Genomic DNA, 26,539 nt, shown 5'->3' with positions numbered 1-26,539 from the left:
TTTTGCCGTCTAGCCCGCAAGGACAGGAATCTGGTATAATATCGGAAACCCGGATGAGATAATGTGCTGTGCCTGCGTCGTTTCCTCGCGTCCAGGGGGCGTAACTTTACTTGTCGGTCAGGGTCAGAGCGGATATTTGATGCAAATCAAATAAGCGTTCACTGTGCTTGCGGTATCAAGCAGGCAGTGGGAAATGCTCTGGTGCAGATTCGTATCCTGCGCAGAAGAAGACGTTCGGTCGCCGTAATATCGGTCGGGCAACTAAGGAGAAACCGGTGGATTATACTGCTCAGCTTGATTCAGCGATCGCAAGGCTGCATGACGAAGGACGGTACCGGACCTTCATTGATATCGAACGTCGCAATGGTCATTTCCCGCATGCGGTGCGCACGCGCCTCGATGGATCGCAGCAAGATATCACCGTCTGGTGCGGCAACGACTATCTTGGCATGGGGCAACACCCTGTGGTGCTGGAGGCGATGCACGAGGCCGTGGATGCCGCAGGCGCCGGATCAGGTGGAACCCGCAACATTTCGGGCACCACGGTTTACCACAAACGGCTTGAGGCCGAGCTGGCCGATCTGCACGGCAAAGAAGCTGCGTTGCTGTTCACCAGCGCCTATATCGCAAATGACGCGACACTCAGCACTTTGCCGAAACTGTTTCCTGGTCTGATCATTTATTCTGACGCATTGAACCATGCTTCGATGATCGAAGGGGTGCGCCGCAACGGCGGGTCCAAGCGCATCTTCCGCCACAATGACGTCGCCCATCTGCGCGAACTGCTTGAAGCGGATGATCCCGCAACGCCCAAACTGATCGCTTTTGAGTCGGTGTATTCGATGGACGGCGATTTTGGCCCGATTGAAGAGATATGTGATCTGGCCGATGAATTTGGTGCGCTGACCTATATTGATGAGGTCCACGCCGTTGGCATGTACGGACCGCGCGGCGGTGGCGTGACCGAGCGTGATCGTCTTGCCCATCGGATCGACATCATCAACGGCACATTGGCCAAAGCCTATGGCGTCATGGGGGGCTATATCGCGGCCAGCACTAAAATGTGTGACGCTGTGCGGTCTTATGCTCCGGGCTTCATCTTTACGACGTCCCTGCCACCTGCCGTTGCTGCGGGTGCCGCAGCTTCGGTTGCCTACCTCAAAACTGCGTCCGAATTGCGAGAGCAGCATCAGACGCAAGCAAAGATCCTCAAGCTTCGGCTCAAGGGGATGGGCCTGCCACTGATTGATCACGGCAGCCACATTGTGCCCGTGATTGTCGGCAACCCCGTGCACACGAAGAAACTCAGCGATATGCTGCTGGATGACTATGGAATCTACGTTCAGCCCATCAATTTCCCCACTGTTCCGCGTGGAACAGAACGCCTGCGTTTCACACCGTCCCCGGTTCATGGACCTGGCGAAATGAACCGTTTGATCCAGGCGATGGACGAACTTTGGTCACATTGTGCGCTAAATCGCGCCGAACTTGCCGGTTAACCTAACGCTAAAGTGTGCAATTCGTATGCCGCGTGCTAAAATTACGCTAACAAAACTACGGCGCGAATCATTCTTTTAATGATTCGACCACGGCGTGAAACACGCACAGGCAGAATGGGGCAGCAGGGATGATTGGGCGCAGATCACAGCGCGGATCCGAAGGCGACACTGACGTCAGGCCCAAGGGCTTTGACGACTATGAGGTGCGGCTGGGTGACATGATGCGTGGTGAACGCGCAACAATGGGCAAATCCCTACTGGATGTGCAGCGCGAACTGCGGATCAAAGCCAACTACATTGCAGCCATAGAAGATGCCGACCCGGACGCCTTCGATACGCCCGGATTTATCGCTGGGTATGTGCGCTCTTACGCCCGCTATCTGGGGATGAACCCCGACGAAACTTTCTTTGCGTTTTGTAAGGAAAGCGGGTTTGAGGTCGCACATGGCATGTCGGCCGAGGCGTCGGTGGTTCGAAAGACCTCGGGCAGCTTGCCGGCTCGCGGTCCGATGGGGCGCGATCCGTTTATCTCGCCAAACACTCCCTATATTCCCGGACGGGAATCGTTGGTCAGCCAGATCGAGCCGCGTGCCATCGGGTCGTCTCTGGTTCTGTTGGCTGTGATCGGCGGTATTGGATATGGCGGATGGTCCGTCCTGAACCGGATTCAGCAAGTGCAGGTAAGCCCGGTTGAACAGGCTCCGGTTGTCTTGTCTGATTTGGACCCGCTTGAGGCGGCGCGTGGCACCACCGAAGATCAAGTCGCGCTGATCGACACCCCCTCGGCTGAGGCTCTGGATAGGCTGTATCGCCCACAGGCCCTGGATTTGCCGGTGCTCGTTGCCCGTGATGCACCAATTTCTACACTGGACCCGCGTACCGTTGGCACCTTCCAGCCGCCTGAGCCGCCCAAGGTTGAGGTTGCCGAAGTCCATACGGTTCTTCGCCCGGCATTGCCGCAGGTGGTTGAACAGATTGATACGACCCTGAAAATCGTCGCCGTTGATCCGGCGTGGATGCGGGTCACCGCTGCGGATGGAAGTATCATCTTCGAGGGTACGCTTGGAACCGTCGAACAGGGCAGTACATTCGAGGTACCGCTGACAGAAGAACCGCCTAACCTACGTGCAGGTGCCGCCGGATCTGTCTATTTCTCGATGAATGGTGACCATTTCGGCCCGGTCGGAGCACCAGGAACTGTCGCTAAAGGTGTCGTACTGTCCAAGGATGCGGTTTCCGAACGCTATACGGTAGCTGATCTTGAGGCCGAGCAAAACGTCGCCCTCAAGCAACTGGTGGCGGAACTTCAGGCGCAAAGCTCTGCCGCACCGACAGAATGATCTGGCCATTGCAGTGGCCAGTTAGGCTGACTATTTAAAGACCAACTCAGACAGTCTTGGACCCGTCCACATGTCCCTTAATCACGTGCGCCCATGGCGCAATATCTACCGCCGCAAATCTCGTCAGATCATGGTTGGAAACGTCCCCGTCGGAGGTGACGCTCCGATTGCGGTGCAGACGATGACCAACACGCTGACGACGGATGTGGCGGCGACTGTGGCTCAGGTGCAGGCCGCCGCAGAGGCGGGTGCGGATATCGTGCGCGTTTCGGTCCCGGATGAGGCCTCGTCCAAGGCGCTGAAAGAGATCGTGCGCGAATGTCCGGTACCTATCGTGGCGGATATCCACTTTCACTATCGCCGTGGGATCGAGGCTGCCGAGGCAGGCGCAGCATGCTTGCGGATCAACCCTGGCAACATTGGCAATGAAAGTCGGGTGAAAGAGGTCATTCAGGCCGCGCGTGACCATAATTGCTCGATCCGGATCGGGGTGAATGCGGGAAGCTTGGAAAAGCATCTGCTCGAGAAATACGGCGAGCCTTGCCCCGAAGCGATGGTTGAAAGCGGGCTAGAGCATATCCGTATTCTTCAGGACAACGATTTCCACGAATTCAAGATCAGCGTGAAAGCCAGCGATGTCTTCCTGTCGGCAGCTGCCTATCAGGGCATCGCCGAGGCCACGGACGCCCCCATCCATCTGGGTATTACCGAGGCCGGAGGACTGGTTTCGGGCACCATCAAATCGGCGATTGGTCTGGGCAATCTATTGTGGATGGGCATTGGCGACACGATCCGCGTCAGCCTGTCTGCGGATCCTGTCGAAGAGGTCAAGGTAGGGTTCGAGATCCTGAAATCTCTGGGCTTGCGCCATCGCGGGGTTAATATCATCTCATGCCCCTCTTGTGCGCGGCAGGGGTTCGATGTGATCAAAACAGTCGAGGCGTTGGAACAGCGTCTTGAACATATCAAAACACCAATGAGCCTTTCAATCATCGGCTGTGTCGTGAACGGCCCGGGCGAAGCGCTGATGACCGATGTCGGCTTTACCGGCGGCGGCGCCGGATCGGGTATGGTGTATCTGGCGGGCAAGGCCAGCCACAAGATGTCCAACGATCAGATGGTCGACCACATTGTTGAAGAGGTCGAGAAGAAGGCCGCTGAATTGGACGCTGCGCAGGAAGCCGCTGAGTAATTTTCCAGCTTGATTGGCCGTTGAATGACCAGTTCGGCAGGCATGGAGGGTCAATTCATCGGGCCTGCACGTTATTGGCCGCGTGTATCTGGTGGACCCCAATCCCAGACACCTCATTGAAAACGCGACGATGTTGGTCCACATTATTGTGAGGAATGAGATTTTCATTCCCGCTTAGATTTGTTGTTTTTGTTTCATGGGTTTCTTAGTCGTATGCCAGTAAGCGATCGTTTGAAGATTAGATTGTCTCCTGCCTCTTCGGCCCTCGGTCTTTGCGGTCTGGACTCTAACAGGGGGCTTATGCAATGCGCCGTAACTTGAAAGCCTTCGGCCTGGGTGCAGTGATCGCCGGGTGTTCGGGTTTCACGGTGGCAGATAGCGTAGTGGCCGATCAGCCCGCATTTCCCGGTGCGGTGGGATATGGGCAGAACGCTACGGGTTGGCGTGGCGGCGAAGTGTTTCATATCACAACCCTGGACGATACCGGCCCGGGCAGCCTGCGTGAGTGCGTCGAAAATGACGGCTCCGGACGGGTTTGCGTTTTCGATATTTCAGGGACGATCACTGTAGACACCCAGATGAAAGTGGCTTCGAACACCTATATCTCCGGACAGACCGCGCCGGGACAGGGGGTGCAGATCAAACTTGGCAAGGTTCTGGATTCACCCCTGATGATTTTTGAGGCGCAGGACGTTTTGCTGCGGAACCTCAAATTTCGGCCTGGACCCAGTTACAAGCCCTCGTCGAACGTGGACGGGCTTTCCATAGAGAGCAGTTCGAATATCTACGTTGACCGTGTCTCGATCCAATTTGCCACGGATGAAAATCTGGGCGTTGGAACGGAAAACCTGCCAAGCGAAGATATCACGATAGCCCGCAGCATCTCAGCCCTGGCTCTGGATAAGTCCACCCATACAAAGGGAAAGCATTCAAAAGGGGCTCTGCTGTGTTCCGATGATGGAACGGCAAGGCAATGTGGGCGGGTCACCCTGTATCAAAACCTGTTTGCCCATAACCGCGACAGAAATCCAGACATCCAGTCGTCACCATCTGGGCAAGTCGACATTATTAACAACGTATTCTACGACGCGACCTCGCAATTCGGTGAGTTCTGGAACCATTACGGCGACACATGGATCGCCTATGTGGGAAACGTGGTCCTGCCGGGCCCCAGTACACGGAACAGGCCGCCCCCTGCCGCATTCGAGGTGTTCCCTTATGGCGCGGACAAAGGGTTCAGCATCTCGGTTTTCGAACAAGATAACCTGCATCTGGACAGCCGTATTGAGCTGCTATGCGACAGATCAGTGAAGGGCAAGATTGCGGATGATGCGGCGGTCGAATTCCTAGTGGCTGAACCTCACCAGCCGCTGTCGGTTGAACCTGCCGAGGTGAGCACGACATACGAAACCGTTCTTGGAACCGTGGGGGCCCGGCACGGGGATGACCAAGCTTTGGACAGTCTGGATGCGATGGTGATCGAAAACGTCCGCGGCTGTGATGGACATCGGATAAACGATCCGGGCGAGGTGGGCGGTTGGCCGGATTTGCCCATTGTTCACGCGGCAGTTGATACTGACCGGGACGGAATGTCTGATACTTGGGAAACAGGGCGGACTGGCCTGGACCCGAATGATCCCTCAGATGTCTGGGCGGACCGGGACGGCGATGGCTGGTCTAATCTAGAGGAATATCTAAGCCACCTTGCTGGCGACCCGATGCCCTGACGGAATGGCCGGCTCCTGTTGCGGAACCGGCCTGCCAAATCAGCCTTGCTCGGCGCGAACGGCATTCGCAATTTGCTGCATCTGATCTGCTTTCAGGTACCCGCGCAGCATTTCGGTGCCCAGCACAAACGAAGGCGTGCCCGAAATCTGCATCCGCTGCGCCAATTCACGGGTCTTTTGGATTTCCTCGGTGACCTGTTCGCTGTCCATTGCCGCCAGAATCGCGTCACTGTCTAAACCCAGCCCGTCCGAGATACGGCGCAAAGTAACCGGCGACGGTTCCCCGGTGAATTCGAGCAGGGCATCGTGAACCTGTTTATAGGCATCGTCCCCGGCAACATGTTTGGCGGCAACGGCAAAGCGGGATGAGATCATCGACGCGTCTCCGAGGATCGGAAACTCTTTGATCACAAGCCGAATATTGCCATCCTCGGCCAGCAGGCTGGCCACTTCGGGAACCGCACGGCGGCAATATCCGCAGCGATAGTCCATGAATTCGACCAGAGTAATATCTCCGTCCGGATTGCCGCCCACCCAGCTGTACCCGTCGTTGAAAAGCTCATCAGCATTGCTGGCGACAAGCTCTTTATCCGCCTGCGCTTCTTCCACGGCGTTGCGTTGTTCCAGAATGTTGATCGCTTCGATGATGACTTCGGGGTTTTCTAGGAGGTATTCGCGTACCTGCTCTCCGAATTGTTGTTTTTCGGCGTCGGTCAGCTGGCTCAGGTCCAGGGCCTGCGCCGATCCTGCGATCAGGGAAAGCCCCAGAAGGGCTGGTGCAGCGTGTCTGAGGATCATTTCCGTTTCCTTTTCGAATTACTCTTGTTTGCTTGTTCAAACGCAATCAACACATCTTGGGCCCGTTGCCAACCCGGTGATCCGACCGGCAACTGCGCAACCGCGCGTTTCGCGTGAATACCGGCGTCATCCAAACGGCCCTGCAGGGCATATCTTTCGGCTGTAACCGCCGATGCCATGCCAGTATTGCCTGTTTTGGCATAAGCTGCACCCAGGTCTTGCATCAATCTTGCGTTACGAAAATCTCTGGCCCGTGCTTTTTCAAGAATGGCCAAGGCTTCCAATGTCTTACCTTGAACCAACAGGGACCGCCCGAATCCGGCTAGGATAAGTGGGTTATTCGGCGCCAATTCAACGGCTTTGCCATATGCTGCTACCGCATCAGCCACTTGACGGTTTTCAAGCATGATCTGGCCTTTGAGGTCATAGTAATAGGGGTCATTGGGCCGGATTGCCAAAGCACCATCAATCGCAGCGCGCGCTTTGGTCAGATCACGGTTTTGATGGTGGGCTGCTGCCTCGCGCATCAGTCGTATGTCCTGGGCGGTTTCTTCTTTGGCGCGCCGCATCGTCCATGTGGGCGAGCGGATGAAGGCCGAAAGCTTACCTTTCGCCCTTGCGAACCAGTAATCGGCATTCTGGCTGGGTTTGGCTTTATCGCCGAACTCTTCCAGAAACGCCTCGGCGGCGCGCAGCCTCTCGCGGCTGGTGGGGTGTGATCGCATGTATGGGTCCTGGTTGACCGTGTTTAACAGCTCTTGCCCCGCGAATTTACGGTGCAGAGACACCATGCCACTGGGCGAGATGCCGGCCCAACGTAAATAGCTTGCTGCGCTGCGATCCGCCGAGGACTCTTCAGCGCGGGTGTGGCCAAGAAAGCTGCGCAGGGCTGCCGAATTAGTACCGGCTGCAATTCCGAATGCGGCCTCGCCGCCGCCAGCAGCTGCAGCAATCAGTGCCAAAGCCGTCCCAAGCCCGGCTTTTTGCCGTGCTGCATTCAGGTTTTCGTAACGGCGCGATAAGTGCCCGTTGGCGATATGGGCCGCCTCATGTGCGATAACCGCTTGCAACATCTCGGGGCTTTCAACTGAAAGAATTAGCCCATAGTTCAGATAGATCGCATTGTAATCCAGAACGAAGGCATTGAACGTGCTGTCATTGACCACCAGTATCTGGACCCGGTTGGTATTCAGACCGGCGGCGCGCAGAACGGGAAAGGCCAACTCTCGCAGACCGTGTTCAATATCTGGATCACGGATCAGGCTTTGGGCCTGAACAGCGCCTACGAGCCAAGTCACTGCAAACAGCAACAGGGCTGGGATTGACGCCAGCCTGGATACGCGTTCAAAAGCCATGATTGCAACATGGGAGATGGCCATGCGAAACTCAACCCGGTCCGGGGTCGATCCGTTCATCGTGATGGACGTGATGGAGGCTGCCCGCAAAGCTGAAGAAGCCGGCCGTCACATCATCCACATGGAGGTCGGCCAGCCTGGAACCGGCGCACCCAAAGGGGCGACCGAGGCATTGGCTAAGGCAATGGAGCAAGGCCCGCTGGGATATACCGTTGCATTGGGTCTGCCAGCACTGCGCCGCCGGATCGCGCAGATGTATGGCGAGTGGTATAATGTCGATCTCAATCCCGAACGGGTGGTGGTAACCCCCGGTTCGTCAGGCGGATTTCTGCTGGCGTTCACCGCGCTGTTCGACAGCGGGGATCGCGTGGGTATTGGGGCCCCCGGCTATCCGTCATATCGGCAGATATTGCGGGCCCTGGGGCTGGTCGCGGTTGATCTGCCCACCGCTCCGGAACACCGCCTGCAGCCGGTGCCAGCCGATTTCGCCGGGCTAAATTTGCAGGGGCTGATGGTGGCCTCGCCGGCCAACCCGACAGGCACCATGCTGGATCGCTCCGCAATGGGGACGCTGATCGAGGCCGCTCAGGGGCAGGGTGCGTCTTTCATCAGTGATGAGATTTACCACGGTCTGGAATACGAAGCCAAAGCCGTCACCGCGCTGGAGCTGACAGATGAGTGCTATGTGATCAACTCATTCTCCAAGTATTTCTCTATGACAGGTTGGCGTGTGGGCTGGATGGTTGTGCCCGAGGATCAGGTGCGCGTTGTCGAACGGATCGCGCAGAACATGTTTATCTGCGCGCCCCATGCCAGCCAGGTGGCGGCGCTGGCTGCGATGGATTGTGATGAAGAATTGCAGGCAAATTTGGATGTCTATCGGCGGAACCGCGCGCTGATGTTGGACGGTCTGCCCAAAGCCGGTTTCACCAATATCGCGCCACCTGATGGGGCATTCTATGTTTACGCCGATGTGTCTGACCTGACCGACGACAGCCGTGCCTTTGCGGCTGAGATTTTGGATAAGGTCGGCGTGGCGGTCACTCCGGGGCTGGATTTCGATCCTCAGCGCGGGCATGGCACTATCCGTTTTTCCTATGCACGTTCGACCGGGGATATCGAAGAGGGGCTTCGGCGACTTCAGCGTTTCACGGCTGATCGGGGCTTGATTTCTGCCCAAGCCTAAAGCGTTCACATCCAAGTGCGGGTCGGGTAGGCTGCGCTTCAATCGATCTCGGGAAAACTTGAGGCCATGAGCAGAATTATCTACGCCATCGCGCTGATCTGGGCGCTAGGCAGTACCGCAGTTGCGCAGGATTTCAGCGCACTCGCCCGTGTTTTGCCAGACCAAAGTTCGATTGTTGATGACGGGCGGTCCGGTGTAAGCATCCAGCTTGGGCTTAGCCAGGGGGTGCCTTATCGCGTTTTTACCCTGCGCGACCCGTATCGGATGATCCTGGATTTCCAGGAGGTAGACTGGACCGGTCTTGATCGTGACCGCTTTCTACAGACTGGCCGTATCAGCGGTGTGCAGTTCGGCTCTTATGTACCGGGCTGGTCCCGCATGGTACTCGAACTGGGCGCGCCTCTGGCGGTTGAGACGGCGGATATGCGAGTGGACTCTGCGACTGGGGCCGCGCATTTGACGCTTGGGCTGCAAGGGACAGATTTCGACAGTTTCGCAGCCAGCGCCGGAACGCCCCGGCAAACCGGCTGGGATTTGCCCGAACCAGCAGAGACATCGGTCGCTCCGGTGGGGCAGGGCAACGGAACTTTGCGTGTCATGTTGGACCCCGGGCATGGAGGAATTGATCCCGGCGCCGAAGTTGACGGTGATGATGAGAAAACGCTGATGCTGACCTTTGCCCGAGAGCTGCGCGAGATGCTATTGCGCACGGGCGGATACGAGGTTGAGATGACGCGGACCGATGATCAGTTCGTTTCTCTTGAACGTCGTATTGCATTGGCACACCGTGCAGGTGCAGATGTGTTCATCTCTTTACATGCCGACATTCTGACAGAAGGGCGGGCTCATGGCGCGGCCGTTTATACGCTGTCTCAAGATGCCTCGGATGTGGCAAGCCACAAACTGGCTGAGCGGCACGACCGCAGTGATTTGATTTCGGGCGTCGATCTGAGCGGTGCGGATGATCAGGTTGCAGATGTTCTGCTGGACCTTGCGCGTCAGGAAACCAGGCCGCGTACGGATGCGTTGGCACAAATGCTGGCGAATGGAATGACGCAACAGGGTGGTCCGATGAACAACAAGCCAATTCGCACAGCCTCATTTTCGGTTCTGAAGGCAGCGGATATTCCTTCCGTTCTGATTGAGCTTGGCTTCCTTTCCAGCCCTAGAGATTTGAAAAACATACGAAATCAGGAATGGCGCATGGGAATGGCGCGCGGTATTCGGGATGGGCTAGAGAAATGGCGCCAGGACGATATGGTAAAACGATCCCTGATTGGACAGTGACCCCGTGGCGCAAACCGGCTATTATTGGCCATGGTGTTTTGACCCTGCACAGGTGCGACACTATATAGGCGGCACCGCGAGCAAAAGGCAGTAACGTGATCCGTTTCATTCTTTCGATTTTCGGGGCGATATTCAGCCTCGTGACCCTGGGTATTTTTATGGCTGCGCTGGTTATCGGCGCGGTGTTCTGGATGTATGGGCGCGACCTGCCCAGTCACGAATCCCTGGCGCAGTACAAACCGCCCACGATCAGCCGGATTTATTCTGGCGAGGGTCAGCTGATCGACGAATTTGCGCAGGAACGCCGTCTGTTCACCCCGTCAGAAGAAATCCCCGAACTGGTTAAGCAGGCCTTTATTTCGGCCGAAGACAAGAATTTCTATAACCATAAGGGCTATGATCCGCGCGGGATTATTGCCGCTGGTGTCGAGGCAGTGAAATCCAAGGGCGAGAATGTACGGGGTGCATCGACGATCACACAGCAGGTAATGAAGAACTTCCTGTTGTCGGGGGACCGTCGGGCCGAGCGCAAGATCAAAGAGATCATCCTGGCCACACGGCTTGAGAATACGCTGGATAAGGAACAGATCCTAGAACTGTACATGAACGAGATTTTTCTGGGCCAGAACTCGTATGGTGTAACCGCAGCAGCGCAAACCTATTTCAACAAGACCCTTCAGGAATTGGCTCCGCATGAGGCCGCCACTTTGGCGGCTATGCCCAAGGCGCCGTCGGATTATCACCCGGTTCGGCAGAAAGAACGCCTTGTGAACCGGCGCAATTACGTGCTGCGCGAGATGAACCAAAACGGTTATATCGACACGGCGACCTATGAGGCCGAGGTCGAGATGCCTTTGCGGTCTGTCCAGAATGGTGATTTCGAAAGTTTCCGCACCGCCTTACCGCCGCGGGATTACTTCACCGACGAAATCCGCCGCCAGCTGAGCGAAGATTTCGGCGAGGGCGAGTTCTTCACAGGTGGTTTTACTGTCCGCGCCTCTGTGGACGAGGAAATGCAAGTCAAAGCCGCGCACGCCCTGCGCGAGGCGCTGCAGAAATACGACCGGTCTCGTGGAAAATGGCACGGGACTGACGAAGTGATCGCCGAAGAAATTCTGGCGGATGAGGTGCAGTGGCGTGAGGCCTTGGCGATTTTGGAAATCCCCCGTGATGTGGTTCTGCCAACGCAGTGGTATCCCGCCGTAGTACTGGATGTCGGTGAGCAGGCCCTGACCGTCGGCATTGAAAATGGTCCGGCTGACGGCATCATCCCGCGCTCGGACATCAAGTGGATGCAGGGCAGCTTCTTCGACAACTTCAAACGCGGTGACGTCATTCTGGTAATGGCCGGGGAAGAAGGCCAATGGTCGGCCCGTCAGGTCCCCGAGGTTCAGGGCGGCTTTGTTGCGATGGATGTGAACTCGGGCCGGGTTTTGGCGATGCAGGGCGGATTCTCGTATCAGGATTCTGTGTTCAACCGTGCCACGCAGGCGCAGCGTCAACCCGGGTCAAGCTTTAAGCCTTTCGTCTATGCCGCTGCGTTGGACAGCGGGTATAGCCCTGCGACCATTGTGGTCGACGCTCCGATCGAAGTGAACACACCGCAGGGCCTGTGGCGACCCAAGAATTCGACCAACAAATTCTACGGGCCGACGCCATTGCGTACCGGGATTGAACAGTCGCGGAACCTGATGACTATCCGTCTGGCGCAAGAAGTCACGATGCCCGTGGTTGCCGGATACGCGGAACGCTTTGGCGTTTATGACCGGATGGGTGCTTTCCTGGCCAACTCGCTGGGGTCCGAAGAGACGACGCTGTACAAGATGGTTGCGGCCTATGCGATGTTCGCAAATGGCGGCGAGCGGGTTGAACCCACTCTGGTTGACCGTATTCAGGATCGGTTCGGCAAGACAATCTATCGCCACGATGACCGCCAGTGCCTGGATTGTAATTCGGCCTGGCTGGAACCTGATGAATCCCCCACGATCGAGACAAACCGCAGTCAGGTCATGGATGCGATTACCGCCTATCAGCTGACGTCGATGATGAAAGGTGTCGTAGATCGCGGCACGGCATCCAGCGTTATCAATCTGCCTGTGCCCACCGCTGGGAAGACCGGAACAACCAACGAATCCAAAGACGCCTGGTTCATCGGCTTTACCTCGAACATTGTTGCAGGCTGCTATATCGGCTATGACCGCCCCCGCCCGATGGGCCGGGGCGCGTATGGCGGCACTTTGTGTGGACCTGTGTTCCAAAGCTTCATGGAAACCGCAGTCGAGAAATACGGTGGAGGCCCGTTCGAGGTGCCCCCAGGTGGTCACTTTATCAAAATCGACCGGTTCAGCGGCGCGCGCTTGCCATCTGATGCGTCCGGAGACTTTGTCGTGGCCGAGTATTTCCGCGATGGCGCCGACGGCTTTATCGACCGCATCTATGACGGTGGTTTTGCGATGGGTTCCGATCTGCCGCTGTTTGAAGAGGTCAACAGCTCGGGCCGTCAGGTGACCACGTCGACCGGCGACACCATCACCGTTGGCCCAAATGCCAGCCAGGGCGATTTGCAGGGCGGCGGGCTTTACTGATCCGCCGCGCGCAACAATAGGTTCAAGAGCGTCGCCTCGGGCGCAGCTGAAACTATCCCATGGCCGCGCCACATGATGGATAGCGCACATTTTGCAGCGGCCCATTGGGCAAGACGTTTCCGCGACACACCTAACGCTCCGGAGTAAAGCTGGAGGCAACGTTCGATCTGGTCGCGGCTGCGAACCAGATCGGGCATACCTTTGGGATGCCGCAGTGCGTTTGCAAGTTCAAAAGCAGGATCGCCCAGATACCCCTTTGCATCAATTACCTGTGCCCCTGAAGGCGTTTGAATTACGTTATCGGTGTGAAGGTCACCATGCAGCGGCACCACCTGCGGTTGGCTCGTCAGAAGGTTTGATGCCAGTTCCGTTGCGCGGATCACATCGCGTTGTAGTGCATCAGGGCAATCGCGGGCAAACGTGCAATCAAACAGTGGATTGAATACCTCGTGCAATGGTCGCAGCTCGTCGAACGCAACCGTGGGCTTTTGGTGAAGGCGGTGGGCCATCTCCGAGAAAACCTGCAGCGCGCTTTCAGCGTTTCCGTCACGCGCGATGTCACCCAGTGTCGGACCCTCCAACCACTCCATCAATACGGCTTTGCCCGCTTCGGCATAAATGGCAACCGCGCCACGATCCTGCCAAAGCGACAAAAGCCTGGTCGAAGCAGCTTCGTTCCCGCGATCTGCGCGGTGGTATAACTTTAGCGCGGCCGGCCCATAATCCCGCGCGTGAACTTTCCAGACTAACGCATGCTGGGCTTCGGCGATCAGAGTGGCACGGCATAATCCCCAGCAATCCATGATATCACCCGGAACAATATGCATTCAGGTCTCCGCTGTCTTGTGGTGGCCCCACGCTCTTGCTATCACGCAGGCCTGATTGAGCAAGTTGGGACGTAACCATGCGCGCCGAAACCCAGAATACCGTGGCGGAAATTGAAAAGTCGCTAGAGCTGCTGGCGCAGCGCATGGACTATGAAACCGCACCCCATCGCCTTGAGGAATTCAATGCCCGGGTAGAGGATCCCAACCTGTGGGACAACCCCGAGAATGCGCAAAAACTGATGCGAGAGCGGCAGATGCTGGTCGATGCTATTGAAATCTATGAATCCATCAAAACCGACCTCAGCGACAATATGGAATTGATCGAACTGGGCGAGATGGAAGAGGACGAAGAAGTCGTCACCGACGCTGAAGAGGCGATCAGAAAGCTAAAAGCCAAAGCCGCCAAAAAAGAGCTTGAGGCGCTGCTGGACGGAGAGGCCGACGGCAACGACACCTTCCTCGAGATCAATTCGGGCGCAGGCGGCACCGAAAGCTGCGACTGGGCTTCGATGCTGGCGCGGATGTATGTCCGCTGGGCCGAGAAAAAGGGCTATACGGTCGAGCTGCAATCCGAGACCTCGGGCGAAGAGGCGGGTATTAAATCCGCGGCGTACAAAATTTCTGGCCACAACGCCTATGGCTGGCTGAAATCGGAAAGCGGCGTGCATCGGCTGGTGCGAATTTCACCTTATGACTCGGCGGCCAAACGGCATACCTCGTTCAGTTCGGTCTGGGTTTACCCGGTGGTGGACGACAATATCGAGATCGAGGTCAACCCGTCCGAGATTCGCATCGACACCTACCGGTCCTCGGGGGCCGGGGGTCAGCACGTGAACACGACAGACTCAGCCGTGCGGATCACGCATATCCCGACCGGGATCGTTGTTACATCATCCGTGAAATCCCAGCACCAGAACCGTGATATTGCGATGAAAGCGCTGAAATCCCGCCTGTACCAGCAAGAGCTGGACCGCCGCAATGCTGACATCAACGCAGCCCACGAGGCCAAGGGCGATGCGGGCTGGGGCAACCAGATCCGGTCGTATGTTCTGCAGCCTTACCAAATGGTGAAGGACCTGAGGACCAACCATGAAACCTCGGATACCAAGGGGGTTTTGGATGGGGATCTTGACGGGTTCATGGCCGCCACGCTGGCCTTGAACGTGGCCGGAAAAAGCCGTTCCGAAGCGCAGGGCGAAGGCTGATAGCAGCGCGTTCGATGCCCATGATGAAGCTGATCAAAGGACATTGGCAACTGATTGCGCTTGTCGCTTTGGTGTTTGTGTTCTGGTCTACGCCGATTGTGGTGCCTCTGAAGATACTCATCGTTTTCCTGCACGAGCTGTCGCACGCGATAACCGTCGTCCTAACCGGTGGTTCGGTCGAGAGCTTCTCGATCTCACCGCAGCAGGGTGGTCTTGTCACAGCGCGTGGTGGGCAAAGATTCTTCAGCCTGTCCGCCGGTTATCTCGGGTCGCTGGCGCTAGGGATGGGGTTGTTGCTGATAGCATTGCGCACGCATTGGGACCGGGCGGTGCTGGGTGGATTTGGCGGCGTGATGCTGTTGGTAACAGCGCTTTATGTTCGCGATCCCTTTGCCATGGCGTTTTGTGCAGGTGTTGGGGCGGTAATGATCGGCATGGCGTTCTATCTAAGTCGGCCGATCTGTGATCTGGCTTTACGCGTGATCGGGCTGACCAGCGTGATCTATGTGCCTTATGATATCTTTGATGACACGATCCGGCGCTCGGGTGTCCGCTCGGATGCCTACATGCTGGCCCAAGAATTCGGCGGCACGACCATGATGTGGGGCGGGATCTGGCTTGTGTTAAGCGTCCTTTCCATCCTTTTGTGCGTAAAACACTTTCTTGGGCACGACAGCAATTTGCATTTTGAGTCTCGATCCAAGTGACTTCGGGTGGTCTTTGCTAAAAAAGATGCATTCAAACTGAGGGTTTAAATGAGGATACGCTCCGGCTAGGCTGACCAAAAAGGTGGAGCCCAGGGATGGATCTAGGCCAAATAACAGCTGCGGAATTGTTGAGTGCATTGTCCTCTGGGCGTTTATCGGCGGCTGAGCTGATGCAACTGACGCTAGAGCGGATCGCCGCAGTGAACGAGCGCCTGAATGCAATCGTGGCAATGCGTGATCCTGATGATTTGATGGCCGAGGCCCGTGCTGTTGATGCCGGACCAAACCGTGGTCCGCTGCATGGTCTGCCGATTGCCGTCAAAGACTTGGTGAATGTTGCGGGCGTCGTTTCGTCCCAAGGATCACCAATCCTGAATGGGTTCATTCCGGAAACAGACGATCTGTTAGCCCAGCGGATGAAAGAGGCCGGGGCAATCCTGATCGGTAAAACCAATACCCCGGAATTCGGGTTGGGCTCACATACGTTCAACCCTGTATATGGCGTCACATGCAACCCATATGACCCCGAGCGTACCTGCGGCGGTTCATCCGGTGGGGCAGCAGTTGCGCTGGCGTCTGGCATGGTGGCGCTGGCCGATGGGTCTGACATGATGGGCAGCCTGCGCAACCCTGCGGCATGGAACAACGTCTATGGCTTCAGGCCCAGTTGGGGGCGGGTGCCAAACGAACCCGACGGTGACGGATACTTGCACCAGCTTTCTACATTGGGCCCGATGGCGCGGAGCCCCGAAGATATTGGTCTATTGCTTGATGTGATCAGCGGCACTCATCCGTCTCAACCTTTGGGTCATCCGGGGGAAACCGTGTCTCCGGTCCAACCCGCAGATCTGACCGGAATGCGTATCGGGTGGTTGGATGACTGGGGCGGAGCCTTTCCATTCGAACCTGGTATCCGCGAGATTTGCCGTGACGCGCTCGAGGTGTTCACTCAACTCGGGGCCAAGGTCGAACCCCTCACACCACCCTTTGACGCAGACCAGATGTGGAATAGCTGGATTACATTGCGTTCGTGGAGCGTGGCCGCCGGTCTTGCGTCTCTGACAGAACACCGCGCGTCACTGAAGGATACTGCGCAATGGGAACTGGACCGTGGTCTGGCGCTGACAGCGATGCAGGTCCATCGTGCCAGTGTTGTGCGAACCGAGTGGTTCCGACGTGCGACCGAAGTTTTCCAGGACTATGATGCGCTTATCCTGCCGTCGGCCCAGGTCTGGCCATTCGACTTGCAGCTTGCATTTCCCACCGAAATCAACGGCACCCGGATGGATACCTATCACCGTTGGATGCAGGTCGTGGTGCCGGTCAGCCTGATCGGACTGCCTTGCCTCTCGGTTCCTGTTGGATTTGGATCCGAAGGCTTGCCGATGGGAATGCAGATCTTTGGTCCGCGCGGAGCGGACTCTCGCATTTTGTCCATCGGATCTGCTTATCATTCTGCCACCAGTTGGCCGCAAAAACGACCCGCCTGAAAATCGACCGGATACGAAGGATAAAAGCCATGGACAAACAGTTTGGTGTTCCGAACATGGGGCGGGTAGATGTCGAAATGCTGCACGAGGCCCTAAGGCGAGGCTGGAGCGATTTTCGCCGCGCTCCGCTCTTTGGGCTGCTCTTTTCCGGGTTCTATGTATTGATGGGCTGGCTGATGGTTTGGGTCACTCTCACGACCGGAACGACCTATTGGCTGATTTTGGCCGCAATCGGTTTCCCGATGCTGGGCCCCTTTGCCATGGTGGGGCTGTATGAGGTATCGCGGCGCATTCAAGAGGGTGAAGGTTTGGATTCTCGGGCCATATTTGGCGTAATCCTGAGTCAAAGCCGCCGTCAGTTACCTTCGATCTGCGCCATCATCGTTGTGATGTTTCTGTTCTGGTTCTTTCTTGGCCACATGATCTTTGCCCTTTTTATGGGGCTATCGACCATGACCAATGTGTCTTCGTCCCTTGAGGTGTTCCTTACATCAAACGGGTTGACGATGTTGGCGGTTGGAACAGCTGTTGGCGCGATTTTTGTGACCATCCTCTACATGATCACGGTGCTTTCAATTCCGATGCTTTTGGACCGAGAGCTGGATTTTGTGACCGCAATGATTGCCAGCTATAGCTATGTGGCCGCAAACCGCAGATTGATGCTGGGGTGGGGCGCGCTGATTGCGGTTCTGACGTTTGCCGCAATGATTCCCTGGTTTTTCGGCTTGTTGATCGTACTGCCGCTATTGGGGCACGCCAGTTGGCACCTATACTGGCTGATCTCTCAGGGCGGGGAAATCGCGGGTTAACACACCAGGATCGTTGTCAAGCGCGGGCCATGACTTCTGGTCGGCGTGCAATGCGCGCGGCGGCCAGGACTGTCGAGGTGTCGTCCCCTAAATGTCTGAGCAATATCCGCCGTGTCGTCGTTGCTGTAGCTGTAGTTTTTGACAGGCAAATTGCGACACCGCGCCAACAGTTTGTTTGATTTTCAATTCCACGTGTAACCAGATAGATCCTACTTTTCTGAGACGCACGACAGGACATGAGCATATAAATCTGCCGCCCGGCACAAGCCACGATACCCTGGACTTCGCGCTCTGCGACTGATGCTCCGGGTGTCTCGGAAATTGGTTCAAACCCTCTCACCAAAGTACATTGCGGTAACCTTCGGGCGTGAAAAAGCCTGTGCCTCAGGGGTTTTGTGCCATCAAGTTCTGTCTCGGTCGCATAATAGAACCCGCCGGGAAACAGAATTTCAGTCAAGGTGGCTGGGGTGGATCCTAGAAACTCAGTCAGGGCGACGGCAGCCGGGTGCTTGGACGGTTGGTCAATCTGATCCAAGGGATGGAGCAAAATCCGAGCATCAACATCAAAAAAGCGGCATATTCGGTCAAGGACATCGGGTCGGGGAAAGCTTTCGCCGCCAAGATAGCGATTGAACTGAGTTCGGTTCACTCCAAGCTGGCGGCACAGCTCGGAAACTGAATTATATTGTCCAGCAAGAGTTCTCAGATTGGCGCCGAACATCCTGCGTAGGTCGTCGGGGCTGCGGCTGTCGTTCGTCATTTTCGTCCCGGTACTTGTGTGTATTCCGAATAACCGCGACACAACTGGCCAACAAACCAGGCGCTGTCTGAAATCGTACAGATGTCCCAGCGGACGCATCCCAACGCCGCGCTACCCTTGAAGGCTAACGCGATGATGCACAGACGCAATAGGTTAATTCTGATTTAGCTTAAACTTTTTAGGCAAATGTGACGTTGATGTTCACGTTTGGCGTATTGTGATCTTGCAAATTGGGTATTGCCGATACCCCGCCGCCAACTGGATGCGCCGGCGGGGCAGTTTTGGTCAATCGCCGCGCAACAGGGCTGCAACGCCGGTTCGGGCGATTTCGATCAGACCCAGCGGGCGCATGAGATCGGCAAAGGCGTCGATCTTGTCAGGTGCGCCAGTGATCTCAAAAATGAACGAATTCAACGTGCTGTCCACGACATTGGCACGGAAAATATCGGCCAGACGCAGCGCCTCGACCCGCTTGTCGCCGTCGCCGACCACCTTGATGATGGCCAATTCCCGCTCGACCGACGCGCCTTCGACCGTCAGGTCATGCACGTCGCGTACCGATACGATCCGGCCCAGCTGCGCCTTGATCTGTTCGATCACCTGCGGTGTGCCGGTGGTGACGATGGTGATGCGACTGAGGTGGCCGGTATGGTCAACCTCGGCCACGGTCAGGCTTTCGATGTTATAACCACGGCCCGAGAACAGGCCGATGACGCGGGCTAGAACCCCCGGTTCATTCTCGACCAGAACTGCAATGGTATGGCGTTCCTGCACGTCGGAAAACGTGGGTCGTAGGTTATAGGCCGAATGGCGGGTGGAGCCTTTTTTGATATGTAGGGCAGACATGCTGAGCTAGTCCTCTTCGTAGCGAAGGTTCGATACACCTTCGGCATTCTCCAGAATTTTCCAAATTGCGCCACGCAATGCATCCACCTTGGGGGCTGCGTGGTATTTCTTGAACATCTTTCTCACATGCTCGGTCTTTGGTGAGAACTGAACCAGATGGCCATCACCATAGTTTGAGCAGCCGAAAACCAGGGCAAACGGCTCGTCATGATCAATTTCGTGATACCATCCCCAGTCCTCGGCACAGGCGAAGGAAACCTCAAACCCGGATGCGGCAAGCTCTTTACTCAGAAAGATGCTGAGTTCCTTGCCAAACACATCCGGATTGATGAAATCATCAGCTTCTTCGTTCAACTCGTCCGGCGTAGGCTGGAAGCGCGTTGCGTCAAAACTGATCATCTGCGCTGTCATACCAGAACCGAACCTTTGCTATCGATCACGCCCTGCGTCTCGGCCTCGCCCAGCAGCATCTCGTTATGGGCCTTGCCCGACGGGATCATGGGGAAGCAGTTCTCGTGCTTTTCGACCAGACAGTCGAAGATCACGGGGCCGTCATAGTTGATCATCTCCATGATCGCATCGTCCAGATCGGCGGGGTCAGAACACAAGATACCCTTGGCGCCAAACGCCTCGGCGAGCTTGACGAAATCAGGCAGCGCTTCGGACCAGGAATGCGAATACCGTTCGCCATGCAGCAGTTCCTGCCACTGGCGCACCATGCCCAAGCGTTCGTTGTTCAGGATGAACTGTTTCACCGGCAGGCGATACTGCGTTGCGGTGCCCATTTCCTGCATGTTCATCAGCCACGAGGCCTCACCAGCCACGTTGATCACCAGCGCGTCGGGATGTGCCATCTGAACACCGATAGAGGCCGGGAATCCGTAACCCATCGTGCCCAGACCACCTGAGGTCATCCAGCGGTTGGGATCTTCGAAGCCAAGGTATTGAGCGGCCCACATCTGGTGTTGGCCAACCTCGGTCGTGATGTAACGGTCATGTTTTTTAGTCAGTTCTTCAAGGCGTTGCAGCGCGTATTGCGGTTTGATGGTCTTTTCGCTGTTGGTATAGGCAAGGCAGTTCACCTTGCGCCATTCGCCGATCTGTTCCTGCCATTTCGCAATAGCTGCGGTGTTGGTCTTGCGACCGCGCGATTTCCAGACCTTGAGGATATCCTCAAGCACGTGGGCCACATCGCCAACAATCGGGATATCAACGCGGATCACCTTGTTGATCGAAGACGGGTCGATGTCGATATGCGCTTTTTTGGAATCGGGCGAGAACGCGTCGATCCGTCCAGTGATGCGGTCATCAAAACGAGCGCCGATATTGATCATCAGATCGCAATCATGCATCGCCAGATTGGCCTCATACAACCCGTGCATGCCCAGCATACCAAGCCAGTTTTTGCCCGACGCCGGATAGGCGCCCAGACCCATCAGGGTCGAAGTGATCGGGAAATCTGTTGCGTCTACCAGTTCCCGCAGCAACTGGCTGGCTGCCGGGCCCGAATTGATGACGCCGCCGCCGGTGTAAAAGACGGGTTTCTTGGCGGTCTCAATCGCAGCAACCAACTCGGTGATCTCTTCCAGATCGCCCTTCACTATCGGTTGGTAGTGCGAGGTCGAGGGCTTTGGGGCGCTATAGTCACCGGTTGCGAACTGAACGTCTTTGGGGATATCGACCAGAACCGGACCAGGGCGGCCCGAGGTGGCGACATGGAACGCCTCGTGCAGGGTATCGGACAGCGAATTCGTGTCCTTTACCAGCCAGTTATGTTTGGTGCAGGGGCGGGTGATGCCAATAGTATCAGCCTCCTGAAAGGCGTCCGAGCCGATCATGAAGGTTGGAACCTGTCCGGTCAGAACAACAATCGGGATCGAGTCCAGAAGCGCATCTGTCAGCCCGGTCACCGCATTGGTAGCGCCGGGGCCCGAGGTCACAAGTGCAACGCCGGGCTTGCCGGTCGAGCGGGCATAGCCTTCGGCGGCGTGAACCGCACCCTGTTCGTGACGCACCAGAATGTGGCGAATGTCGTTTTGCAGAAAGATCTCGTCATAGATCGGTAGCACGGCGCCACCGGGGTATCCGAATACCGTGTCCACGCCCTGATCCTTGAGGGCCTGAACTACCATCTTTGCGCCGGTCATCTCACGTGTCATCTGCTTTGCTCCGTTCGCGACATGTGTCTTGCGTTTCGCATAAAAAAAGCCCCCGAGATTTTCGGAGGCGCATGGGTTCGATTATGGTTTACCGTTACCGGCCCATGCGCGTGGTTCCTACGATTACGACTAGCGTTCTCATCGCCAGAGGCTCCTTTTTGCGTGGGTTGGACATTATGGGCGGTGGAAAGGGGCGTCAACAGGCAATTGCACCAATTTTCTAACTTCTGGGTGGTATTTTGCGACATTTTATTGCGCATTTTGACGCATGTTCGGAACTTTCGGGATTTTCGCCCCTTTGCAATGCTTGGCGAGTGGCACGGAAGTGTCGAAATGCGTCATGCCGATGTCCGAAACGGGCATGATCGTGATTTTAGGCTGAGTCACGCTGGACTTAATTGCAGTGGCGAGGGAGGCCGAACATGTTGCAGGATCTGGTTGATCTCGGGCGATACCCGATAGACCGCCCCGGTTCATGGGCATATGAGCAGCTGATAGGTGATCTGAGGCGCGAGCTGGATCGGGACGGCTGTGCTGTTCTTCCAGGTTTCGTACACGAGGATGGCGTGGCGCGTTTGCTGAAAGAAGCTGATAAGACTGCCGTTGGTGCACATAGGTCATTTAGCCGAACGAATCCGTATTTCACCAAAGACGACCCGGCATTGGCGCCAAGCCATCCGGTGCGTCGATTTTATGATCGGTCGAATGCCTTTGTGCCAGCGGACAGTTTTTCCAAATCCGGACCGCTGCGACGTATTTATGAGTTCGCTGGTTTTTTACCTTTCATTCGAACGGCATTGAACGAGTCCGAAGACCGGTTCTTTCGCTACGATGATCCTTTGGCTGATGTCATCATCAACGTGGTCGAAGAAGGGCAGGGGTTTCCCTGGCATTTTGACACCAACAACTACACCGTGACGCTGGCCATTCAGAATGGAGAATTCGGTGGTGAATTCGAATATGCCCCCAACCTGCGAAGCGCCGAGGATGAGAATTTCGCGGCTGTTTCTGCGGTTCTGGGCGGTGATCGGACACGGGTGCACCAGTTGGTGTTGAACCCAGGGGATCTGCAGATTTTCAAAGGGCGCTATTCCTTGCACCGGGTCGCTCCCGTGAAAGGAGAGCGCAGACGATATGTCGGGATCTTTTCTTTTGTCGAAACCGAAGGCATGTGCGGTGGGGTGGAACGGACCCGTCAGTTATATGGGCGTGTTCTTCAGCATCACCATGACAAGGAAGGAGTCCGGCGCGACGCCCTTCTGGATTGACGGTAACTAAGAGTGCTCTCGCCCGTTGCCCGCCTGCCTGCGGCGGCTAGGCCGAGCAGCGCGTGCCGCGCTACGGGATCAGAACCCTGGGCTGGTGCCCTGTAGAACGCCGTGCTCCAGCGCATAGCGGGTCAGGCCGGCAGTTGAGGATATGCCCAATTTTCGTTTGATGTTCTTGCGATGGGTTTCGACCGTTCGCACTGAGATATCAAGTGTTTGGGCGACTTCCTTGTTCGATTTCCCTTGTGCCAGCTCCAGCAAGATCGTCTGCTCGCGCCCGGTCAAAGCCTCGCGCGTTGTGTCGCCTTTGGGTTTGAGGGAACCGCTTGCGCCCGTGCACAAATATTGTTCACCCCGCATGACGGCGTCGATGGCCTTTTTGATTTCATCCGTTGGGACGTCCTTGAGCACGTACCCTTTTGCACCATGGCTGAGAGCAGTCGAAATATATTCGGGGCTGTCATGCATGGACAGGATCAGAATGCAGGTGTCCGGTATGCGTTCAAGGATGATCTCGGTTGCGCTCAGACCGCTTAGCCCGGGCATGTTCAGGTCCATCAGGATGACGTCAGGCTTCAGATCGGCAACCTGATCAACCGCTTTCTTTCCGCTGCTGAGTGTCCCGACCACGGTAATGTCATCATAGCTTTCGAGGATCGACTGGATCCCCTCGGCCACCATTGGATGATCGTCGACAATCAGGACCCGGATCGTCTGGTCGCTCATGTACCGGCCTTTCGGTTCGGAGTTGCGTCTTCCTGTGGCGGCAACAGGTGGCTGAGTGGCAGGCTGACCTCGATCACTGTGCCGCTGCGGTGGCCGCGTGATGACAGAATACGCAGCGATCCGTCAAGTTGCTCGATCCGTTCCTGCATATTGCGCAACCCAATCCCGGTACTGCCCCGACCCGGAGAGTTGCGCAAACCGCGGCCATTGTCGGTTATTCGCATGGTTGCGCCTTTCTTGTGCCCGCGCAGATCGATGGTGACATGGGTGGCACCGGAATGGCGTTCGATATTGGTCAGGGCCTCTTGGGCAATGCGATAGAGGGCGATCTTGCTATCCTGATCCAGCCGGTTGCGGAAAACAACGGTCGAGAAATCGGTCTCGATCCCGGTTCTCTCGCGGAAATCATCTGTCAGAGCCTCAAGCGCGGGGCCGAGGCCCAAATCGTCCAGCACGCCGGGGCGCAAGTCGCGACTGATGCGGCGGACCTCGCTGATGGCGGTTCCCAGATGCTCGATCCCCTTGTCCAGTGGATCATGCGCGCCCACATCATCGCCGCGCGACAGGCGACGGCGGGCGTTGTCCAACGCAAAGCGCACGCCCACAAGGATCTGACTGATCCCGTCATGAAGCTCGCGTGCCACACGGCCGCGCTCTTCCTCTTGCGCGTCGAATACCCGCTGGGTCAGCTGTTTCAGTTTGGCATCGGCCAGACGTCTTTCGCGGATGTTGAGCAACATGCCTGAGGCAAAGACAATCAGAACAGCGGCCAGAACAATGGCACCGATATACATGAAGGTACGCTGCACGCGCGCTTCAACCTCGGCCCGTGCGCTGGCAACTGCAGCAACAATGTCATCGATGAATACCCCGGTGCCCACGACCCAGCGCCAATCCTGAAGGCCGACGACATAGGCGATCATCTGCGCTTCTTCCCCGGTCGAGGGCTTTTGCCACATAAAGCTGTGCCAACCCGCACCCTGACGAGCAAGGCGAATGAACTCATTCACCACCGGTGTGCCGTCGCTGTCGGTCAGACCCTCCCAATTTCGGTTGATGAACTCAGTCTGACGGGGGCTTACCAGATTGGTGCCGTCATAGTCATAGACGAAAAAGAACCCGTCCTGCCCATAGATCATGGCCGACAGGATTTGCGCTACCTGAGTTTTGGCGGCGGCGTCATCCGGAGCCGCGCGCCCGTAGATATAGGCAAACCCATTGCGCGCCTGAGTCACATAGTTGCGCAGCTCTTCCTTCTTGGCCTGAATCAAAGAGCGTTCCAGTGCTTCAATTTCGCGCTCGGCAGTGGCGCGCGCCTCATAGGCAACCATCACCGCAATCGCGGCCACCGCCACGACCAGCGGGATCGCCGCCACCAGCGACAGCTTTTGAGCATAGGTCAACGAGACCAGTTGTCGAAGTCTTTGCATGGACGAATCGATACGCAAGCCACAGCAAAATTGCAAAAAGATTGGGCGTCTGGCGGGAAAACGGCACCAAAAATCCCTGTTTTGCTATGATTGGACCGTTATTGCCTGTGCAATTCGCGCAGAAAGCCGCGTTTCTACGCAGTAGTAGGTATTCCCTTTCACTTCCTTGTGACTAGTCTTGCCGCTGTTGAATACGACAGGCCCGGACAATCCGGGTCATGATTATGAAGGGGAGGATCACTCATATGGACCGTCGTTCATTTCTGAAAACATCCGCACTGGGCGGCTCGGCTGCTGCAGCGACCACGCTGGCGGCACCGGCCTATGCACAGGGCAAGCGCACGCTGACCATGGTCACATCCTGGGGCCGTGGCCTTGCAGGTGTGTTCGACAGCGCGCAGCGCTGCGCCGACAGCATCACCACCATGTCGGACGGCAACCTGAACGTTGAGATCAAAGCAGCCGGTGAGCTGGTTGGCGCGTTCGAAGTGTTTGACGCGGTATCATCCGGTCAGGCCGACATGTACCACGCGGCAGACTATTATTTTGTGGGTCAGCATCCGGGCTATGCATTCTTTACCGCTGTTCCGTTTGGTATGACCGCCCAGGAACTGGTGAACTGGTACTACCATGCCGGTGGTATGGAACTGCATGACGAGCTGGGCGAAATCTTTGGCCTGAAATCCTTCCTGGCTGGTAACACCGGTGCGCAGGCGGGTGGCTGGTACTCGAAAGAGATCAACAGCCCCGAAGATTTCAACGGCCTGAAGTTCCGCATGCCGGGGCTGGGCGGTAAAGCTCTGGGTAAACTGGGCGCATCCGTACAGAACATTCCGGGCTCCGAAGTGTATCAGGCGCTGTCATCCGGCGCGATCGACGGAACCGAGTGGATCGGTCCGTGGGCTGACGAAAAAGCCGGTTTCCAGGAAATCACCAAGACATACTACACCGCGGGCTTCCATGAGCCGGGTGCGGGTCTTTCGCTGGCAACCAACCGCGAGGTCTATGACAGCCTGTCTGCCTCGCAGCAGAAGATCATCGAGATCGCCGCAGGTGAATGCCATCAGTGGAACCTGGCGCAATTCTTGGCCAACAACGGCGCGGCGCTGCAGCGTCTGCAGGCAGGTGGCGTCAAGGTCATGGAGTTCCCGGACAGCGTTTGGGACGCGTTTGGTGCCGCAAGCCAGGAAGTCCTGGACGAGAACATGGGCGACGAGCTGTTCAAGCGCATCCACGACAGCGCGATGGAATCCATGGCCGCGTCTTCGGCCTGGAACAATCTGTCGTCGGGTGTCTACACCTCGCAGCGCGACCGCGTTCGCGGCTAAGTCACTTCGATCTTT

22 protein-coding genes are annotated in these 26,539 nt (G+C 56.7%); 13 read left to right on the top strand and 9 right to left on the bottom strand.

The genetic code is table 11. The features are described 5' to 3' along the window. Positions 1 to 275 precede the first annotated feature (275 nt). From hemA to AC2FFB_RS03935, 4 genes are all read left to right on the top strand, one after another. Complete coding sequence (gene hemA, locus AC2FFB_RS03950; protein ID WP_496693409.1) at positions 276 to 1,499, top strand: 5-aminolevulinate synthase; 1,224 nt, start codon at positions 276 to 278, stop codon at positions 1,497 to 1,499. 128 nt (positions 1,500 to 1,627) lie between these two features. Then, complete coding sequence (locus AC2FFB_RS03945) at positions 1,628 to 2,839, top strand: helix-turn-helix domain-containing protein (protein WP_142633252.1); 1,212 nt, start codon at positions 1,628 to 1,630, stop codon at positions 2,837 to 2,839. 70 nt (positions 2,840 to 2,909) lie between these two features. Then, positions 2,910 to 4,031 (top strand): flavodoxin-dependent (E)-4-hydroxy-3-methylbut-2-enyl-diphosphate synthase, encoded by a 1,122-nt coding sequence (ispG, locus tag AC2FFB_RS03940; RefSeq protein ID WP_496688384.1) that lies wholly within the window; start codon positions 2,910 to 2,912, stop codon positions 4,029 to 4,031. A gap of 305 nt (positions 4,032 to 4,336) precedes the next feature. After that, on the top strand, positions 4,337 to 5,758 hold the full coding sequence (locus AC2FFB_RS03935) for a pectate lyase family protein (RefSeq protein WP_496712875.1): 1,422 nt from the start codon (positions 4,337 to 4,339) through the stop codon (positions 5,756 to 5,758). Between the two features lie 39 nt (positions 5,759 to 5,797). Here the strand turns inward: AC2FFB_RS03935 and AC2FFB_RS03930 are convergent, their stop codons facing one another. Both AC2FFB_RS03930 and AC2FFB_RS03925 read right to left on the bottom strand, forming a co-directional pair. Then, entirely contained in the window at positions 5,798 to 6,556 is a 759-nt protein-coding gene (locus AC2FFB_RS03930; RefSeq protein WP_271947549.1) for a DsbA family protein, read from the bottom strand. Further along, positions 6,553 to 7,935 (bottom strand): M48 family metalloprotease, encoded by a 1,383-nt coding sequence (locus AC2FFB_RS03925; protein WP_496693505.1) that lies wholly within the window; start codon positions 7,933 to 7,935, stop codon positions 6,553 to 6,555. Before AC2FFB_RS03925 ends, AC2FFB_RS03930 begins: the two co-directional genes overlap by 4 nt. On the opposite strand from AC2FFB_RS03925, the gene AC2FFB_RS03920 reads away from it, so the two are divergent. From AC2FFB_RS03920 to AC2FFB_RS03910, 3 genes are all read left to right on the top strand, one after another. Next, positions 7,934 to 9,097 (top strand): pyridoxal phosphate-dependent aminotransferase, encoded by a 1,164-nt coding sequence (locus tag AC2FFB_RS03920; protein ID WP_496874520.1) that lies wholly within the window; start codon positions 7,934 to 7,936, stop codon positions 9,095 to 9,097. The two genes, AC2FFB_RS03925 and AC2FFB_RS03920, sit on opposite strands and share 2 nt — an antisense overlap. A gap of 66 nt (positions 9,098 to 9,163) precedes the next feature. Continuing rightward, positions 9,164 to 10,384 carry an N-acetylmuramoyl-L-alanine amidase gene (locus AC2FFB_RS03915; RefSeq protein WP_496676059.1) on the top strand — a complete coding sequence of 407 codons (1,221 nt, stop codon included), beginning with the start codon at positions 9,164 to 9,166 and terminating at the stop codon, positions 10,382 to 10,384. Between the two features lie 95 nt (positions 10,385 to 10,479). Next, on the top strand, positions 10,480 to 12,969 hold the full coding sequence (locus tag AC2FFB_RS03910) for a penicillin-binding protein 1A (protein WP_496688377.1): 2,490 nt from the start codon (positions 10,480 to 10,482) through the stop codon (positions 12,967 to 12,969). Here AC2FFB_RS03910 and AC2FFB_RS03905 read toward each other — a convergent pair. After that, positions 12,963 to 13,796, bottom strand: coding sequence for an aminoglycoside phosphotransferase family protein (locus AC2FFB_RS03905; protein ID WP_496874519.1), 834 nt, complete (start codon positions 13,794 to 13,796; stop codon positions 12,963 to 12,965). The two genes, AC2FFB_RS03910 and AC2FFB_RS03905, sit on opposite strands and share 7 nt — an antisense overlap. Positions 13,797 to 13,873: 77 nt before the next feature. Here AC2FFB_RS03905 and prfB point away from each other — a divergent pair, with 77 nt between their 5' ends. The 4 genes from prfB to AC2FFB_RS03885 all read left to right on the top strand — a co-directional run bounded on the left by prfB (position 13,874) and on the right by AC2FFB_RS03885 (position 18,007). Next, positions 13,874 to 15,001 carry a peptide chain release factor 2 gene (prfB, locus tag AC2FFB_RS03900; protein WP_142633271.1) on the top strand — a complete coding sequence of 376 codons (1,128 nt, stop codon included), beginning with the start codon at positions 13,874 to 13,876 and terminating at the stop codon, positions 14,999 to 15,001. A 14-nt stretch (positions 15,002 to 15,015) separates the two neighbouring features. Continuing rightward, positions 15,016 to 15,708: a M50 family metallopeptidase gene (locus tag AC2FFB_RS03895; RefSeq protein WP_496693413.1), complete on the top strand. Its 693-nt coding sequence runs from the start codon at positions 15,016 to 15,018 to the stop codon at positions 15,706 to 15,708. Between the two features lie 95 nt (positions 15,709 to 15,803). Then, on the top strand, positions 15,804 to 17,198 hold the full coding sequence (locus AC2FFB_RS03890) for an amidase (protein ID WP_496712884.1): 1,395 nt from the start codon (positions 15,804 to 15,806) through the stop codon (positions 17,196 to 17,198). Positions 17,199 to 17,227: 29 nt separating this feature from the next. Beyond that, positions 17,228 to 18,007 carry a DUF2189 domain-containing protein gene (locus tag AC2FFB_RS03885; RefSeq protein ID WP_496874518.1) on the top strand — a complete coding sequence of 260 codons (780 nt, stop codon included), beginning with the start codon at positions 17,228 to 17,230 and terminating at the stop codon, positions 18,005 to 18,007. 16 nt (positions 18,008 to 18,023) lie between these two features. On the opposite strand, the gene AC2FFB_RS03880 is transcribed toward AC2FFB_RS03885, so the two are convergent. From AC2FFB_RS03880 to AC2FFB_RS03865, 4 genes are all read right to left on the bottom strand, one after another. Beyond that, positions 18,024 to 18,728, bottom strand: a complete 705-nt coding sequence (locus AC2FFB_RS03880; protein WP_246097160.1) for a helix-turn-helix domain-containing protein — start codon at positions 18,726 to 18,728, stop codon at positions 18,024 to 18,026. A 324-nt stretch (positions 18,729 to 19,052) separates the two neighbouring features. Continuing rightward, positions 19,053 to 19,613, bottom strand: a complete 561-nt coding sequence (ilvN, locus tag AC2FFB_RS03875; protein ID WP_142633282.1) for an acetolactate synthase small subunit — start codon at positions 19,611 to 19,613, stop codon at positions 19,053 to 19,055. A gap of 6 nt (positions 19,614 to 19,619) precedes the next feature. Beyond that, on the bottom strand, positions 19,620 to 20,012 hold the full coding sequence (locus AC2FFB_RS03870) for a hypothetical protein (RefSeq protein ID WP_496691088.1): 393 nt from the start codon (positions 20,010 to 20,012) through the stop codon (positions 19,620 to 19,622). Positions 20,013 to 20,020: 8 nt separating this feature from the next. Further along, the gene (locus AC2FFB_RS03865) at positions 20,021 to 21,772 is read right to left on the bottom strand and encodes an acetolactate synthase 3 large subunit (protein WP_271947532.1); all 1,752 of its coding nucleotides are present in this window, start codon (positions 21,770 to 21,772) and stop codon (positions 20,021 to 20,023) included. A gap of 422 nt (positions 21,773 to 22,194) precedes the next feature. On the opposite strand from AC2FFB_RS03865, the gene AC2FFB_RS03860 reads away from it, so the two are divergent. Then, positions 22,195 to 23,040: a HalD/BesD family halogenase gene (locus AC2FFB_RS03860; RefSeq protein WP_142633288.1), complete on the top strand. Its 846-nt coding sequence runs from the start codon at positions 22,195 to 22,197 to the stop codon at positions 23,038 to 23,040. 78 nt (positions 23,041 to 23,118) lie between these two features. Here AC2FFB_RS03860 and AC2FFB_RS03855 read toward each other — a convergent pair whose 3' ends face one another. Beyond that, positions 23,119 to 23,766 (bottom strand): response regulator transcription factor, encoded by a 648-nt coding sequence (locus AC2FFB_RS03855; protein ID WP_142633290.1) that lies wholly within the window; start codon positions 23,764 to 23,766, stop codon positions 23,119 to 23,121. Further along, positions 23,763 to 25,196, bottom strand: a complete 1,434-nt coding sequence (locus AC2FFB_RS03850) for a cache domain-containing protein (protein WP_282027358.1) — start codon at positions 25,194 to 25,196, stop codon at positions 23,763 to 23,765. Before AC2FFB_RS03850 ends, AC2FFB_RS03855 begins: the two co-directional genes overlap by 4 nt. Before the next feature lie 245 nt (positions 25,197 to 25,441). On the opposite strand from AC2FFB_RS03850, the gene AC2FFB_RS03845 reads away from it, so the two are divergent. After that, complete coding sequence (locus AC2FFB_RS03845) at positions 25,442 to 26,524, top strand: TRAP transporter substrate-binding protein (RefSeq protein ID WP_142633295.1); 1,083 nt, start codon at positions 25,442 to 25,444, stop codon at positions 26,522 to 26,524. The last annotated feature ends 15 nt before the right edge of the window (positions 26,525 to 26,539 follow it).

This window comes from Ruegeria sp. YTSA219, assembly GCF_059609985.1.
The sequence above is the reverse complement of the archived record's forward strand: the minus strand, read 5'-3'. Positions and strand labels throughout refer to the sequence as shown.

Excerpts from the sequence above, each read along its gene's own strand:
- AC2FFB_RS03850 (WP_282027358.1), bottom strand. The coding sequence starts at position 25,196 with ATGCAAAGACTTCGACAACTGGTCTCGTTGACCTATGCTCAAAAGCTG.
- AC2FFB_RS03945 (WP_142633252.1), top strand. The coding sequence starts at position 1,628 with ATGATTGGGCGCAGATCACAGCGCGGATCCGAAGGCGACACTGACGTC.
- AC2FFB_RS03860 (WP_142633288.1), top strand. The coding sequence starts at position 22,195 with ATGTTGCAGGATCTGGTTGATCTCGGGCGATACCCGATAGACCGCCCC.
- AC2FFB_RS03885 (WP_496874518.1), top strand. The coding sequence starts at position 17,228 with ATGGACAAACAGTTTGGTGTTCCGAACATGGGGCGGGTAGATGTCGAA.
- AC2FFB_RS03880 (WP_246097160.1), bottom strand. The coding sequence starts at position 18,728 with ATGTTCGGCGCCAATCTGAGAACTCTTGCTGGACAATATAATTCAGTT.
- AC2FFB_RS03870 (WP_496691088.1), bottom strand. The coding sequence starts at position 20,012 with ATGATCAGTTTTGACGCAACGCGCTTCCAGCCTACGCCGGACGAGTTG.
- AC2FFB_RS03935 (WP_496712875.1), top strand. The coding sequence starts at position 4,337 with ATGCGCCGTAACTTGAAAGCCTTCGGCCTGGGTGCAGTGATCGCCGGG.
- prfB (WP_142633271.1), top strand. The coding sequence starts at position 13,874 with ATGCGCGCCGAAACCCAGAATACCGTGGCGGAAATTGAAAAGTCGCTA.
- AC2FFB_RS03915 (WP_496676059.1), top strand. The coding sequence starts at position 9,164 with ATGAGCAGAATTATCTACGCCATCGCGCTGATCTGGGCGCTAGGCAGT.
- AC2FFB_RS03905 (WP_496874519.1), bottom strand. The coding sequence starts at position 13,796 with ATGCATATTGTTCCGGGTGATATCATGGATTGCTGGGGATTATGCCGT.
- AC2FFB_RS03895 (WP_496693413.1), top strand. The coding sequence starts at position 15,016 with ATGCCCATGATGAAGCTGATCAAAGGACATTGGCAACTGATTGCGCTT.
- AC2FFB_RS03920 (WP_496874520.1), top strand. The coding sequence starts at position 7,934 with ATGCGAAACTCAACCCGGTCCGGGGTCGATCCGTTCATCGTGATGGAC.
- AC2FFB_RS03865 (WP_271947532.1), bottom strand. The coding sequence starts at position 21,772 with ATGACACGTGAGATGACCGGCGCAAAGATGGTAGTTCAGGCCCTCAAG.
- AC2FFB_RS03925 (WP_496693505.1), bottom strand. The coding sequence starts at position 7,935 with ATGGCCATCTCCCATGTTGCAATCATGGCTTTTGAACGCGTATCCAGG.
- ilvN (WP_142633282.1), bottom strand. The coding sequence starts at position 19,613 with ATGTCTGCCCTACATATCAAAAAAGGCTCCACCCGCCATTCGGCCTAT.
- ispG (WP_496688384.1), top strand. The coding sequence starts at position 2,910 with ATGTCCCTTAATCACGTGCGCCCATGGCGCAATATCTACCGCCGCAAA.
- AC2FFB_RS03855 (WP_142633290.1), bottom strand. The coding sequence starts at position 23,766 with ATGAGCGACCAGACGATCCGGGTCCTGATTGTCGACGATCATCCAATG.
- AC2FFB_RS03845 (WP_142633295.1), top strand. The coding sequence starts at position 25,442 with ATGGACCGTCGTTCATTTCTGAAAACATCCGCACTGGGCGGCTCGGCT.
- AC2FFB_RS03890 (WP_496712884.1), top strand. The coding sequence starts at position 15,804 with ATGGATCTAGGCCAAATAACAGCTGCGGAATTGTTGAGTGCATTGTCC.
- AC2FFB_RS03930 (WP_271947549.1), bottom strand. The coding sequence starts at position 6,556 with ATGATCCTCAGACACGCTGCACCAGCCCTTCTGGGGCTTTCCCTGATC.